This window comes from Curtobacterium sp. ABR8, assembly GCF_057812125.1.
The window spans coordinates 2,330,138-2,344,971 of the sequence record NZ_CM173818.1 but is presented as its reverse complement, the minus strand read 5'-3'; the positions used below and the strand labels follow the sequence as shown (position 1 = coordinate 2,344,971).

Sequence of the window (14,834 nt, the reverse complement as noted above, 5' to 3'; positions counted from 1 at the left end):
AAACCACAAGGAAAATCCCATGGCAGACATCACCATCAGCCCCGATGAGATCCGTGATGCCCTGAAGGACTTCGTCTCGAACTACGAGCCGACGAAGGCCTCCACGGCCGAGGTCGGGCACGTCACCGACGCCGGTGACGGCATCGCGCACGTCGAGGGCCTCCCCGGCGTCATGGCCAACGAGCTCATCCGCTTCGCGGACGGCACGCTCGGCCTGGCCCAGAACCTCGACGAAGACGAGATCGGCGCGATCGTGCTCGGCGAGTTCGCCGGCATCGAAGAAGGCATGGAAGTCACGCGTACCGGTGAGGTCCTCTCGGCCCCCGTCGGTGACGGCTTCCTCGGCCGCGTCGTCGACCCCCTCGGCGCTCCGATCGACGGCCTCGGCGAGATCGCAGCCGAAGGGCGTCGTGCCCTCGAGCTCCAGGCTCCCGGCGTCATGTCCCGCAAGTCGGTGCACGAGCCGCTGCAGACCGGCATCAAGGCCATCGACGCGATGATCCCCGTCGGCCGTGGTCAGCGTCAGCTGATCATCGGCGACCGCCAGACCGGCAAGACGGCCATCGCGATCGACACGATCATCAACCAGAAGGCCAACTGGGAGTCCGGCGACGAGGACAAGCAGGTCCGCTGCATCTACGTCGCCATCGGTCAGAAGGGCTCCACGATCGCCTCCGTCAAGGGCGCGCTCGAGGACGCCGGTGCGATGGAGTACACCACCATCGTCGCCGCTCCCGCGTCCGACCCGGCCGGCTTCAAGTACCTCGCTCCGTACACCGGTTCGGCCATCGGCCAGCACTGGATGTACTCCGGCAAGCACGTCCTCATCATCTTCGACGACCTGTCGAAGCAGGCCGAGGCCTACCGTGCCGTGTCGCTCCTCCTGCGTCGTCCGCCGGGGCGCGAGGCGTACCCGGGTGACGTCTTCTACCTGCACTCCCGTCTGCTGGAGCGTTGTGCGAAGCTGTCCGACGAGCTCGGCGCCGGTTCGATGACGGGTCTCCCGATCATCGAGACCAAGGCGAACGACGTCTCGGCGTACATCCCGACCAACGTCATCTCGATCACCGACGGCCAGATCTTCCTGCAGTCGGACCTCTTCAACGCGAACCAGCGTCCGGCCGTCGACGTGGGCATCTCGGTGTCCCGCGTCGGAGGTGACGCCCAGGTGAAGTCGATCAAGAAGGTCTCCGGCACGCTGAAGCTCGAGCTGGCGCAGTACCGCTCCCTCGAGGCGTTCGCGATGTTCGCGTCCGACCTCGACCAGGCGTCGCGTCGTCAGCTGGATCGTGGTGCCCGCCTGACCGAGCTCCTCAAGCAGCCGCAGTACTCGCCGTACCCGGTCGAGGAGCAGGTCGTGTCCATCTGGGCCGGCACCAACGGCAAGCTCGACACCGTTCCGGTGCCGGACGTGCTGCGCTTCGAGTCCGAACTGCTCGACCACCTGCGTCGCAACTCCGAGGTCCTCACGACCCTGCGCGAGACGAACCAGCTCAGCGACGAGACCGTCGCCGAGATGTCGAAGCAGATCGACGAGTTCTCGAAGAGCTTCCAGACGAGCGACGGCAAGACCCTCGGCTCCGAGCAGTTCGACGCGGCAGACGCCGAGGACGTCGACCAGGAGCAGATCGTCAAGGGTCGTCGCTAGATGGCAGCGCAGGTCCGGGTCTACCGACAGCGAATCAAGTCCGCGAAGACCACGAAGAAGGTCACTCGCGCGATGGAACTGATCTCGGCGTCGCGGATCCAGAAGGCGCAGGCCCGCATGGCTGCGTCCGGCCCGTACTCGCGAGCCGTGACGCGTGCGGTGTCGGCCGTGGCGACGTTCTCGAACGTCGACCACGTGCTGACCACCGAGCCGGAGTCCTCGACCCGTGCGGCCGTGGTGCTCTTCACCTCGGACCGCGGCCTGAACGGTGCGTTCAGCACGAACGTCCTCAAGCAGGGCGAGGAGCTCGCCTCCCTGCTCCGCAGCGAGGGCAAGGACGTCGTCTACTACCTGGTCGGTCGCAAGTCCGTCGGGTACTTCGCGTTCCGTGAGCGCGCGTCGGAGCAGCAGTGGGTCGGCAACACCGACCAGCCGGAGTTCTCGACGGCCAAGGAGATCGGCGACGCCGTCGTGGCGAAGTTCCTCCAGGACACCGCAGAGGGCGGCGTGGACGAGATCCACATCGTGTTCAACCGGTTCCTCAGCCTGGCGACGCAGGAGCCGCAGGTCGTTCGCCTGCTGCCCCTCGAGGTCGTCGAAGGGGTCGAGGAGCCCGAGGGCAACGAGCCCCTGCCGCTCTACGAGTTCGAGCCGGACGCCGATGCGGTGCTCGACTCGCTGCTCCCGGTCTACATCGAGAGCCGCATCTTCAACGCCATGCTGCAGTCGGCTGCTTCCGAGCACGCCGCCCGTCAGAAGGCGATGAAGGCGGCCAGCGACAACGCGGACTCGCTGATCCGTGACTTCACCCGACTCGCGAACAACGCGCGTCAGGCGGAGATCACCCAGCAGATCTCCGAGATCGTCGGCGGCGCCGACGCCCTCTCGTCGAAGAAGAAGTAGTCCGCGTCGTTCGCGGACAGATACCCACCCTCAGGAAGGCACCAGCCATGACCGACACCGCAACCACCGCGGTCGAGACGTCGTCGGCGCCCGGTGTCGGCCGGATCGCCCGTGTCACGGGTCCCGTCGTCGACATCGAGTTCCCCCACGACGCAATCCCGGAGATGTACAACCTCCTGTTCACGACCATCACCATCGGTGACTCGTCGCAGGAGATCGGCCTCGAGGTCGCCCAGCACCTGGGCGACGACCTGGTCCGTGCCATCTCCCTGAAGCCGACCGACGGCCTGGTCCGTGGCCAGGAGGTCCGTGACTCGGGCGCTCCGATCTCGGTCCCCGTCGGCGACGTCACCAAGGGCAAGGTGTTCGACGTCCTCGGGAACGTGCTCAACACGGACGAGAAGCTCGAGATCACCGAGCGCTGGCCGATCCACCGCAAGGCCCCGGCCTTCGACCAGCTCGAGTCGAAGACCTCGATGTTCGAGACCGGCATCAAGTCCATCGACCTCCTCACCCCGTACGTGCAGGGTGGCAAGATCGGCCTCTTCGGTGGTGCGGGCGTCGGCAAGACCGTCCTCATCCAGGAGATGATCCAGCGCGTCGCGCAGGACCACGGCGGTGTGTCGGTGTTCGCCGGTGTCGGTGAGCGCACCCGTGAGGGCAACGACCTCATCGGTGAGATGGAAGAGGCGGGGGTCTTCGACAAGACGGCTCTCGTGTTCGGCCAGATGGACGAGCCGCCGGGAACGCGTCTTCGCGTGGCCCTGTCGGCGCTGACGATGGCGGAGTACTTCCGCGATGTCCAGAAGCAGGACGTGCTCCTCTTCATCGACAACATCTTCCGCTTCACGCAGGCCGGCTCCGAGGTCTCGACGCTGCTCGGTCGCATGCCGTCCGCCGTGGGCTACCAGCCCAACCTCGCCGACGAGATGGGTGTGCTCCAGGAGCGCATCACCTCGACGCGTGGTCACTCGATCACCTCGCTGCAGGCGATCTACGTGCCGGCTGACGACTACACCGACCCGGCTCCGGCCACCACGTTCGCGCACCTCGACGCGACCACCGAGCTCTCGCGTGAGATCGCGTCGCAGGGTCTGTACCCCGCGATCGACCCGCTGACCTCGACGTCGCGGATCATGGACCCGCGGTACCTGGGCGCCGACCACTACGAGACGGCCACGCGCGTCAAGCAGATCCTCCAGAAGAACAAGGAACTGCAGGAGATCATCGCCATCCTCGGTGTCGACGAGCTCTCCGAAGAGGACAAGATCACGGTCGAGCGCGCTCGTCGTATCCAGCAGTTCCTCTCGCAGAACACCTACATGGCGAAGAAGTTCACGGGCGTCGAGGGCTCCACGGTGCCGCTCAAGGACACCATCGAGTCCTTCCGCGCCATCGCCGACGGCGAGTTCGACCACGTTGCGACGCAGGCGTTCTTCAACGTCGGTGGCATCAACGACGTGGAAGAGAAGTGGGCACAGATCCAGAAGGAGAACCGCTGACATGGCGGGTCTCAGCGTGAGCGTCGTCTCGGCCGACCGTGAGGTCTGGTCGGGCGACACCACCATGGTCGTGGCACGCACGACAGAGGGCCAGATCGGCATCCTCGCGGGGCACGAGCCGATGCTCGCGATCCTTGCGCAGGGTCAGGTCCGCATCACGCGGGCCGACGGGTCGACCGTCGCGGTCGACGCCGAAGACGGCTTCCTGTCGGTGGAGCACGACACGGTGACGATCGTCGCGCGGCAGGCCGCGCTGGCGTCCTGACCGGACTGACCGTCCTCCTCCCGCCTTCGGAGACGAAGCGGGAGGGTGGGGACACGAGCCGCACGCTCGATCTGCGTGCACTCTCGTTCCCGGAACTGGCCGATGAGCGGGCCGCGGTGATCACCGCGGCCCGCTCTGTCAGTTCCGAGGAGTCCTCGGCCAGGACGGCTCTCAAGCTCGGACCGAAGTCGATCGCCGAACGGTTCCGGAACCTCGAGCTCGACACGTCGGGCACGATGCCCGCGATCGAGCGCTACACGGGGGTGCTCTACGACCCGCTCGGTGCGCAGACGGCCGACGACTCGACGCGGTCGTGGTGGTTCGGCCACGTGGTCGTGCAGTCGGCGATGTTCGGTCCGATCGGCGCGGGCGACCCGATCCCGGCGTACCGGCTGTCGCACGACTCCCGGCTCGGGAACCTCCGGCTCGCGTCACACTGGCCGTCGGTCTCGTCCCGGGTCCTGGACGAGCGGGCAGACGGCCTGGTCCTCGACCTCCGGTCGGAGGGCTACCGCCAGCTCGGTCCCGTCCCGGGCTCCGTCGCCCCGCGCGTCGTGAGCGTCGACGGCTCCGGTCGACGGCGAGCGTTGAACCACTGGAACAAGACCGCGAAGGGGCGGTTGGTCGCGCTGCTCGCGCGTACCGGAGCGGTCGTCGCGACCATGGACGAGCTGGTCGACTGGGCCGCGGCCAACGGTGTCGTCGTCGAGCGCAGCGACTCCGGGTGGGACCTGGTCGCCGAGAGCCTCGAACCCGTCACTGTCTGACCATCGCCCCGGTCCGTCCTCCACAGGTCGGGCCGGGGCGGTGCTGTCCACAGGTGGTCGGCTCGTGCCTGCCGGGAGGCCCGGATCACGCTTCGATGGCGTGCATGATCCCCTCGACGGCACGTTCCCCCGACCAGACCGCAGTCCGTTTCCCTCGCGAGATCGCGGCGGCGGTCACACTGCCCGCGGCCGCGGCATCACTGGTCGCGCCCGGCGCTGGCACCTGCACCAGGACCGGGGCGATCGCGATCGTCACGGCGTGTGGTGCCCTCGCGACACGTCTGGCCCTCGTGCCGTTCCTGGTGGCACGCGATCTGCCGGATCCACGGTCGGTCCGCGGGTTCGACCCGTCCGACGGCCCCGTGCCGCCAGCGCTGCTGGGCCTCGGGCCCGAACCCGACCGCGACCGTGTGCGGACGGCTGGCGACCGGTGTGCCGAGGCGTGGCGGGTCTGGCGCGCCGAGGACCGGCTGGGGGACAGCGCGGTCGGGGCCGCCGGTGCGCTCGCGCTCGGAGCCTGGTGCGCGTGGGCGCTCGGGTCGTCGGCCCGAGCGGAGACCCGGGCGCGTTACGCCCTCGAGACCCGCGCAGACGACCCGCTCGCCGGCCTGGTCCTGCGCTCCGTGCTGGCCGGTAGTTCCCCGACGTGGAGTGACCGCCCCGTGACCGGCGCCGATCGCGACCGGCGCCGATCGTGACCGGCCCAGGCCCCGGTCACCCGCACGACGGACGACACGGTGTGACGGGTCGACCGGATCGTCTACGGTTGGTGGGACCACATCCGAAGGGCTCCGGTTGCGCGACGACGACATCGAGGACACCGTCATCCGTCGACCCCACGGTACGGGCGGCGGCGACCGTGTCGACGACCTGTTCGGCGACACCGTCATCCGACCGCGCACGGAGCCGTCGGCGCCCGACGGCGAGCCGGCCGTCGACGGAGCCGACCCGGAGGACACGATCGTTCGCGCCCGTGTCCGGAGCACCGCCGGACCGAGCGAGCCCGTCGGAGCCGTGCCGGGCCTCCCGTCCGTCCCTGCCGCGCCCGCGGCGCGTGTGCCGTCCGTCCGCATCGGCGACCGCACCTTCCGACTGGACCACCCGGTGATCATCGGCCGGCGCCCGTCGCTGCCGCGGATCACCAGCGGCCCGGAACCGGAACTCGTGACGGTGCGGTCCGTCAACGGCCAGGTGTCGTCGTCGCACGTCCGCATCCACGCCGAGGGCGAAGCCGTGGTCGTGCAGGACCTGCGGTCCACGAACGGCACCGTCATCCGGCCGGCCGGCGCGCCGGTGTACCGCATGGCATCGGGTGCGTCGATCGTCGCACTGACGGGTACGGTAGTCGAGGTCGGTGACGGCAACGCCATCGAGGTCCTGTCGCCGTACCTCCGGGTCGCACCGACGGCGGACGGGTCCACACCGGTTCCCCCGTGGCCCACCGACCAGACAGCACCCGGCACGCCCCGACCCCCCAGAGAGCGATCCTGAAACGTGACCGAACTCGGCCGAGCAGCGACTGCGCACGCCATCGACGTCCCCGGTGCCGACGGTGCCACCCTGACGCTCTCGTGGGGAGCCGCGACCGACGTCGGTCGTCGGCGTGACCACAACGAGGACAGCTACATCGTCGGGGCGCCCTTCTTCGTCGTCGCCGACGGCATGGGCGGTCACCTCGCCGGTGACCGCGCGAGCGACGCCGTCGTGCGTCGGCTCGAGCAGGTGACGCAGGAGTCGTTCACCTCGCGGCAGGGCATCCAGCGGGCGCTGCTGCTCGCGACCGCCGACATCGAACGCGCAGCCGGTGGCAACGCGATCGGCGCCGGGACGACCGTCACCGGCATCGCACTGGTCGCGTCGCTCGGCCAGCCGGCCGCACTCGTCTTCAACGTCGGCGACTCCCGGACCTACCGCATCGAGGACGGTGTCCTGCGACGCGTCACCGTGGACCACTCCGTGGTGCAGGAGATGGTGGACGCCGGCCTGCTGCGCGCCGAGGACGCCGAGCAGCACCCGGACAGCAACGTCATCACCCGCGCGGTCGGGTTCGGCGAGCCACCGGCACCGGACTGGTGGACGCTGCCGCTCCGCGCGGGTGACCGCTACATCGTCTGCTCCGACGGACTGACGAAGGAACTCGGCGACGCCGGCATCGCACGCATCGCCGCGCGGGAAGCCGGCGCGCAGGAGCTCGCCGAACGCCTGGTCGGTGACGCGGTCGTCGCCGGCGGTCGGGACAACGTCACCGTCGTCGTGCTCCAGGTCGATGCCGCGCCCGACGACGGTGACCTCGAGGACACGCTCCCGCGGCACTGACCGATGTCAGGACCCCCCGAACTGGGGGAGTGCACCCGTGCACAGGTGGTCGGTGGGCGGATCGACGGTCACCGGCGCTTCGTACAATGACTGTGCCACGACGAGAGAGTTGGCCGCTCGGCCGGGGAGGAGACGACGTTGGCTCGACGCCTGCCGTCCAACCCGCCGGTGATCGGCGGGTTCAGCCCCGTGCACGTCCTCGGCTCCGGTGGCTTCGCCGACGTCTTCCTGTACGAGCAGGACATGCCTCGCCGTCAGGTCGCGGTGAAGGTCCTGCTCGACGAGGTCGTCGACGACCGCGTCCGGCAGATGTTCCAGGCCGAGGCCAACCTGATGGCCCGGCTCAGCACCCACCCGTCGATCCTGACCGTGTTCCAGGCGAGCGTCGCGGCGGACGGTCGTCCGTACCTGGTGATGGAACTCTGCTCCTCGTCGCTCAGCGAGCGCTACCGGCGTGAGCCGATCCCGGTGTCCGAGGTGCTCTCGATCGGTGTCCGGATCGGGTCCGCCCTCGAGACCGCGCACCGCGAAGGCGTGCTCCACCGCGACATCAAACCGTCGAACATCCTGCTCACGGCGTACGGCAACCCCGTCCTGTCCGACTTCGGGATCGCGGCCACCATCGGCGGGACCGACCCGGACGAGCCCGTCGGCATGTCGATCCCGTGGTCGGCGCCCGAGGTGCTGATCGACGAGTCCCGCGGCACGATCCAGTCCGAGGTCTACTCCCTCGCCGCCACCGTGTACTCGCTGCTCGCCGGCCGCAGCCCCTTCGAGGTCCGCGGCGGCAAGAACGGTGCGAGCGACCTGATGGCCCGGATCGACAAGGGCGGTGTCAAGCCGACCGGTCGCACCGACGTGCCGCCGTCGCTCGAACGACTGCTCGCCACGGCACTGTCCCGCAAGGTGCCGTCGCGGCCGACGACCGTGCTCGAACTCGTGCGCGGGTTCCAGCAGGTCGAGGCCGAGCTCGGGATCCCGCAGACCGCCGCCGACGTCGCGGTCGAGGCCTGGGCCATCGCGACCCCGGCGCCGGAGGGCGACCGGACCATGATCCGCGAGCTCCAGCCGCCGTCACGGGTCGGTGCCCGGCGCCGAACGCGTCGTGCGGTCCAGGGCGGGGTGGTCGCCGGCGGCTCGCAGAGCGTCGGGACGGTCCACCGCACCGGGTCGGTCACGCGTGCGCGTCGCCGCACCCGTTCGACGCTCGTCTGGGCGACGTCCCTGACCGTCGTCGTGGTCGCGGCCCTGGCCATCGCCACCGTGGTCGTCGTCGGGCGGCTCGGCGCCGGGGCCATCCCCGTGGTCGCCGACGTCCGCGCGCAGACCTCGCCGGAGTCGGTGTCCTTCTCGTGGGCGGACCCCGGGCTGCGGAGCGGCGACACGTACGTCATCTCGTCGAACGGGTCGTCCAGCCAGCAGACCGGCACCACGTTCGTCGTCTCCGGCCAACGCGGTGACGAGGAGTGCATCGCGGTCGCGGTGAACCGTGACGGCAAGACCGGCGCCGCGAGCGCGCAGAAGTGCGCGACCGTCGGGAGCGCCGGGTGATCCGCGCGCTCGTCGCGAAGCACCGTTCCGCCGCCGTCACCACCGGGGTCTCCGTCCTGGTCGCCGCGGTCGTCGCGACCACGGCGATCGTCTCGACCGGGTACCACACGCAGCGCGTCGACCTCGGGGACGGCACCGTCTGGGTGCCCTCTGCGGAGTACGGAGCGGTCGGCCGGGCCAACACCGGGGTCCTCCAGCTGAACACCGCCGTCGAGACCGCGAGCGACGACCTGTCCGTGCTGCAGCGCGGGTCCATGGTCTACAGCGTCGACCAGACCAAGGGGACCGTCGCGAAGGTCGACGTCGCCGACGCCACCGTCGGCGATGCCGTGACGCTGCCCGCCGGGACACCCCAGGTCTTCTTCGCGGGCGACACGGCGGTGATCGGCAACCAGGACACCGGCGAGCTCTGGGCGACGCCCGCGGCGGACCTGACCGAGTTCGACGCCTCGACCAAGGCCGACCTGACGCTCGGGGCGGACACCGTGTTCGACGCCTCGGACGGACACGTCGCCGTGTACTCGGCGAAGACCGGCACGGCGTCGCTCGTCGACGTCGGGTCGACGCTGTCCGTCGACCAGCGGTGGAAGGTCGACATGGACCGCACCCACGACTTCCAGGTGGCGACCTTCGACGGGCACCTGGCCGTGCTCGACCGCACCAGCGGTGCCCTGTCGATCGACGGCCGCACGGTCGAGCTCGGCGACCGGGTGGGGGCGTCGCCCGCGCTCCAGCGATCGTCCGACACCTCGTCCGACGTCACCGTCGCCGGGACCGCCGGGCTCGTGCGCGTGAGCGCCTCGGGTTCCGTCGACGCCACGGCCCTCCAGGTGTCCGGCCGCGCGGCGCGACCGTACGTCGACGGGAGCTGCACCTACGCGGCGTGGGCCGGTGGTCAGGCGATCGACACCTGCGACGGCAACGCGCTCCAGCGGCTCGCGAGCACCGGCGGGACCAGCACGCTGCAGATCCTGCACAACGGGCAGACGATCGTCGCGAACGACCCCGCGAGCGGCCGGTCCTGGGCGATCGACCGCAGCGGCCAGCTCATCGACAACTGGGCCGACCTCATCAAGCAGGACGACGAGCAGCAGCAGGAGCAGGTCTCCGACGACGACCCCGAGGTCGACAAGGACCAGAAGCCGCCGGTGGCGGTCGACGACGACCTGGGCGCTCGTCCGGGACGCACCACGAGCCTCCCGGTCCTGCTGAACGACTACGACCCGAACGGCGACCCGATCATCGTGAGCGAGGTCGGGTCCTTCCCGGAGTCCGCGGGCCGCGTGGCGATCGTCGGGGACGGCCAACGGCTGCAGGTCACGCTGTCGTCGCGGGCGAGCGGCACGGTGACCTTCCCGTACACGATCACCGACGGCAACGGCGGATCGGACACCGCGACCGTCCGGGTGAGCGTCCGGCCGGAGTCGCAGAACGAAGCCCCGCGGCAGGTGCGCGACACCTCGGCGGACGTGGTGCAGAACGGACACGTCGTCAGCAGCGTGCTCGGCGACTGGGTCGACCCCGACGGCGACCCGGTGTACCTGAAGTCCGCGACCGCCTCCGACGGCGACCGGGTGTCCACCACACCGGACGGCCTGCTGGACTTCCGGGCGGACAGCGGACGGACCGGCGACCGCGCCGTGCAGCTCGTCGTGAGCGACGGACGTGCCGACGGCCGCGGCTCGGTGACCGTCCACGTCGCGAAGCAGGGCAGCGTGCCGCTGCGTGCCGACCCGTTCCCGGTGCAGGGGTACGCCGGCAAGGCCTTCACCGTGGAACCGCTCGACCACGTCCGCGGCGGCAACGGCACCGTGACCCTGACGAGCGTGTCGTCGTCGTCGGGCCTGACGGTCACCCCGAGCTACGACGCGGGCACCTTCCGGGTGCAGGGCGCGAGTGCCGGCGACCACCAGCTCGAGTACACCGTGACCGACGGCGTGAAGACGTCGAGCGGCATCGTCCGCGTCACGGTGCTCGCGCCCCCGGACGCCTCGACCGCCCCCATCACGACCCCGAAGACGGTCTTCGTCAACACGCTGTCGACCAAGGACACCGACGTCACCGCGACCGACATCGACCCCGCGGGCGGCGTGCTGCTCGTCACCGCCCTCGACGGGCCCGTCCGGGGGAGCGGCGTGCAGGCGAGCATCCTCGACCAGCACACCGTGCGCGTCACGCTGACCGCACCGCTCGACGGGCCGGTGTCGTTCGGCTACACCGAGACGAACGGCCTGGCGTCGTCCACCGGCACGATCACCGTCGTCGAGATCCCCAAGCCCGACCGGATCCAGCCGCCCGTGGCCCAGCCCGACAGCGCCACCGTCCGGGTCGGTGACGTCGCGAACATCGACGTGCTGGACAACGACACCCAGCCCGAGGGCGAACCCCTGACCCTCGAGCCCGAACTCGTGCAGAACGTGCCCGGCGACGGCGGTCTGCTGTTCGCCTCGGGCGACCACCTGCGCTACCTCGCGCCGAAGACCCCCGGCAACTACACGGCCGTCTACCGCGTCGCGGGTCCGGACGGCCAGTACGCCGACGCGGCCGTCTCGATCTCGGTGCGCGAGCGGGACGCAGCGACGAACAACCCGCCGGTGCCGCAGACGGTCACCGCCCGGGTCGTGGCCGGCTCGTCGGTGCGGATCACGGTGCCGCTGAACGGGATCGACCCGGACGGCGACTCCGTGCAGCTCGTCGGCGTCGGATCCAACCCCGACAAGGGCTCGGTCACCGACGTGGCCTCCGACGCGCTGACCTACGAGGCGGGCGACTACTCGGCCGGCACCGACGAGTTCACCTACACGGTGGTCGACGCCCTCGGCGCACGCGCCACCGGCACCGTTCGCGTGGGCATCGCGCCACGGGCCGAGCAGGCGTCGAACCCCGTCGCCGAGGCCGACCACGTGACGATCCGACCCGGCGGCTCAGTGACCGTGCGGGTGCTGCAGAACGACTCCGACCCCGAGGGCGGCCAGCTCACCGTGTCGGCGGCCGAGCCCACCGCCGACGACGTGTCGGCGAAGATCCTGCGGAAGCAGCAGATCCGGGTGACTCCCCCGAAGGCCGCGAGGTCGGGCGACTACGCCGTGCTTTACACGGTCGCGAACGCCAGCGGGGGGTCGAGCACCGCGTTCCTCACCGTCACCGTCGACCCGGACGCGCAGCCCCTCCGTCCCGAGGTGGACGACACCACCCTGGACCTGCAGGACATCCTGCGGCGTGAGAGCGTGACCGTCGACGTGCTCGACAACGTCTTCTTCGCCGAGGGCACCGCCGCCGATCTGCAGGTCGGGGTCGTCGACGGCTACGGCGACACCGCACGGCTCACGGACGACGGACGGATCACGGTCCGGCTCACCGACGAGTCCCAGGTGATCCCGTTCTCGGTCGCACGGGTCGACCACCCCGACATCGTGTCCTACGGCTTCATCAACGTGCCCGGGTTCGACGACGCCCTGCCGCAGATCAACCGCTCGGCCGGCGCCGTCACCGTGAAGAGCGAAGCCACCGTCCGGATCCCGCTCGAGGACTACGTCGTCACCGCGAACGGCGAGACGGCGACGATCACGGACCGCGGCACGGTGAAGGCGACGCACGCGAACGGCCAGAGCCTGGTCGTGGACTCGTCGACGCTGCAGTTCACGTCGTCGAAGCTCTACTACGGCAACGCGTCCATCTCGTTCGAGGTCACGGACGGGTCCGCCGCCAACGGCGGGAAGGGCCGCGTGGCGACCCTCGTGCTGCCGGTCACCGTGACGCCACGGTCGAACCAGCCGCCGGCGTTCACCGGCTCGGCGGTCGAGATGCAGCCGGGCGAGACCCGCACCGTCGACCTGACGAAGCTCACCGACTACCCGTACCCGAAGGACCTGCCGGAGCTGCGCTACTCCGTCGTCGGTCGTCCCACGGCCGGCACCACCGCGACGATCTCCAAGCAGCAGCTGACCATCACGGTCGCCGACACCGCGAAGAAGAACACCACGGCGTCGATCGGCATCGGCGTGCAGGACGACGCGAACGCCGGTCGCGCCGGCACCGTCACCGTCGGGGTGGTGGCCTCGACACGGCCGCTCGTGCAACCCGGCGCCGACCGCTCGATCACCAAGCGCGGCGCGACGACCACCATCGACGTCCTGACCAACGACCAGCCGACGAACCCGTTCCCCGGGCAGCGGCTGCGCGTCGTGAACATCCGCGGTCTGTCCGGCGGGCTGCCGAGCGGCGTCTCCGTCACGCCGAGCGCCGACCGCACCCGACTGCAGGTCCGCGTGTCCGACGGTGCCAAGCCCGTCGACGCCCACCTGCAGTACCAGGTCGCTGACGCGACGAACGACCCGGACCGCTACGTGTGGGGCGACGTGACGATCTCGGTGCAGGACGTACCCGACGCTCCTGGGACACCGACCCGAACCGGGACCTACGACGGCGGGCAGGCCACGCTGACCTGGTCCACCCCGCAGGGCAACAACTCGCCGATCACCGGGTACCGCGTCACCGGCACCAACGGCGTGTCGAAGAACTGCGGTACCGCGACGGTCTGCACCCTGACCGGGCTCGACCCGAAGGCGTCCTACCGGTTCCAGGTCATCGCCACCAACGCCATCGGCGACTCGAAGCCGTCGGGCCGCTCCGCCCCGATCAGCGCGGACTTCGTGCCGGCACCGCCGAAGGGCATCACCGTCACGCCGAGCAAGTCGACGCCGAACCAGCTCGACGTCAAGTGGAACGCCGTGGCTGCTCCGAACCGGGGGAGCGCGGTCGACGACTACATCGTGACCATCGAGGGGCCGGGTCTGTCCGGCACCCGGCACACCGGCACGGCGACGAGCACCTCGTTCACCGGAGCCCAGAGCGCCGCGCAGTACAAGGTGACGATCTCGGCCCGGAACGACGCCGACCGCAACGGCACCGTCGTGCAGTGGAACTCGGGGTCGGCCACGGGGACGGCCGTCGGCACGCCCGGCAAGCCGACGGACGTCCGCGCCGTCGCCGGTGACCAGGCGGACTCGTCGGGCAGGTCGACCGTGACGGTGACCTGGGGCGCTCCCGACGCCGCGGGTGGCTCCGGCCTGCGGTACGGCGTGTTCCGTTCGGGCAGCGTCGACTGCTCTGCGAACCCGTCCGGGTCGATCGGTTCGTCGAGCCCGACGCGCGACGACGGTGTCGGCGGCGGCTCGACGCGGTACGCCGTGACGGTGTCGAACGGCTACTTCTGCAACGTCGAGTACACGGACGCGATGACGTACGAACGTCCGACGGGGACCGCACGACCGTCCGTCGACGTCGTGCAGGTCGGGACGAACCTCTGGAACGTCAGCGTCACGGCTCCCTCGCGGAGCGCGCACCACTACCAGCTCGAGACCGGCGGGCAGCCGATCACGCTGCAGCCTGGCCAGACGTGGACGGGTGTCCCGGGGTCCGGGGCGCGCAACGTGTCCGCACAGATGCTGCTGCGTGCCTGCGGCGGACCGGGCAGCACGTTCTGCACGACCGACGGCCAGTCGTGGACGGGTAACGCCACGGCCCTCGACTCGAACCTCTCGGTGACCGCTGCACAGCAGGGGCAGCCGATCGCGGTGACGGGGCCGACCGGGTCCGGAATCTCGGTTCGTTACACGGCCTACTGGTACTTCGACGAGAGCGGCAACGTCTTCCGCGGGACCGACAGCTGGGACGCCGGGGAGACCGCGCCGACCCCGCCGCTCGGCGCGAGCTCCGTCAAGGTCCGTGCGACCGTCACCGCGACCGACGGTTCGAGCTCGGAGAGGTCCGACGCCACGACCGATGCGTTCCCGATCGCAGCGGCGCCGGCACCCGACCCGGAGCCGTCGCAGCCCGTTCCGGGTGAGCCCGATCCGGAACCCGCGCCCGGCTGACCCGGT

The 14,834-nt window shown here is 70.3% G+C and carries 10 protein-coding genes; all 10 read left to right on the top strand.

All coding sequences use genetic code 11. The features are described 5' to 3' along the window. Positions 1–19: 19 nt before the first annotated feature. The 10 genes from atpA to ACXKZB_RS11135 all read left to right on the top strand — a co-directional run bounded on the left by atpA (position 20) and on the right by ACXKZB_RS11135 (position 14,828). Positions 20–1,648, top strand: a complete 1,629-nt coding sequence (gene atpA / locus ACXKZB_RS11180) for a F0F1 ATP synthase subunit alpha (protein WP_123312397.1) — start codon at positions 20–22, stop codon at positions 1,646–1,648. Then, positions 1,649–2,551: a F0F1 ATP synthase subunit gamma gene (locus ACXKZB_RS11175; protein WP_123312398.1), complete on the top strand. Its 903-nt coding sequence runs from the start codon at positions 1,649–1,651 to the stop codon at positions 2,549–2,551. Between the two features lie 47 nt (positions 2,552–2,598). After that, positions 2,599–4,053 (top strand): F0F1 ATP synthase subunit beta, encoded by a 1,455-nt coding sequence (gene atpD, locus ACXKZB_RS11170; RefSeq protein ID WP_065959250.1) that lies wholly within the window; start codon positions 2,599–2,601, stop codon positions 4,051–4,053. A 1-nt stretch (position 4,054) separates the two neighbouring features. Continuing rightward, positions 4,055–4,318, top strand: a complete 264-nt coding sequence (locus ACXKZB_RS11165) for a F0F1 ATP synthase subunit epsilon (protein WP_027465776.1) — start codon at positions 4,055–4,057, stop codon at positions 4,316–4,318. Then, positions 4,315–5,085: a YaaA family protein gene (locus ACXKZB_RS11160; protein ID WP_488825885.1), complete on the top strand. Its 771-nt coding sequence runs from the start codon at positions 4,315–4,317 to the stop codon at positions 5,083–5,085. The genes ACXKZB_RS11165 and ACXKZB_RS11160 overlap by 4 nt, the downstream gene beginning before the upstream one ends. 104 nt (positions 5,086–5,189) lie before the next feature. Beyond that, complete coding sequence (locus tag ACXKZB_RS11155; RefSeq protein ID WP_488823170.1) at positions 5,190–5,783, top strand: hypothetical protein; 594 nt, start codon at positions 5,190–5,192, stop codon at positions 5,781–5,783. Between the two features lie 97 nt (positions 5,784–5,880). Further along, positions 5,881–6,576: an FHA domain-containing protein gene (locus ACXKZB_RS11150; protein ID WP_488823169.1), complete on the top strand. Its 696-nt coding sequence runs from the start codon at positions 5,881–5,883 to the stop codon at positions 6,574–6,576. A 3-nt stretch (positions 6,577–6,579) separates the two neighbouring features. Further along, positions 6,580–7,401 (top strand): PP2C family protein-serine/threonine phosphatase, encoded by an 822-nt coding sequence (locus ACXKZB_RS11145; protein WP_123312402.1) that lies wholly within the window; start codon positions 6,580–6,582, stop codon positions 7,399–7,401. 138 nt (positions 7,402–7,539) lie between these two features. Then, on the top strand, positions 7,540–8,952 hold the full coding sequence (locus ACXKZB_RS11140; protein WP_488823168.1) for a serine/threonine-protein kinase: 1,413 nt from the start codon (positions 7,540–7,542) through the stop codon (positions 8,950–8,952). Next, positions 8,949–14,828 (top strand): Ig-like domain-containing protein, encoded by a 5,880-nt coding sequence (locus tag ACXKZB_RS11135; RefSeq protein ID WP_488823167.1) that lies wholly within the window; start codon positions 8,949–8,951, stop codon positions 14,826–14,828. The genes ACXKZB_RS11140 and ACXKZB_RS11135 overlap by 4 nt, the downstream gene beginning before the upstream one ends. Positions 14,829–14,834: the final 6 nt, after the last annotated feature.

What these genes read in the sequence shown, in the direction of transcription:
- atpA (WP_123312397.1), top strand. Translation starts at nt 20, where the DNA reads ATGGCAGACATCACCATCAGCCCCGATGAGATCCGTGATGCCCTGAAG.
- ACXKZB_RS11175 (WP_123312398.1), top strand. Translation starts at nt 1,649, where the DNA reads ATGGCAGCGCAGGTCCGGGTCTACCGACAGCGAATCAAGTCCGCGAAG.
- atpD (WP_065959250.1), top strand. Translation starts at nt 2,599, where the DNA reads ATGACCGACACCGCAACCACCGCGGTCGAGACGTCGTCGGCGCCCGGT.
- ACXKZB_RS11165 (WP_027465776.1), top strand. Translation starts at nt 4,055, where the DNA reads ATGGCGGGTCTCAGCGTGAGCGTCGTCTCGGCCGACCGTGAGGTCTGG.
- ACXKZB_RS11155 (WP_488823170.1), top strand. Translation starts at nt 5,190, where the DNA reads ATGATCCCCTCGACGGCACGTTCCCCCGACCAGACCGCAGTCCGTTTC.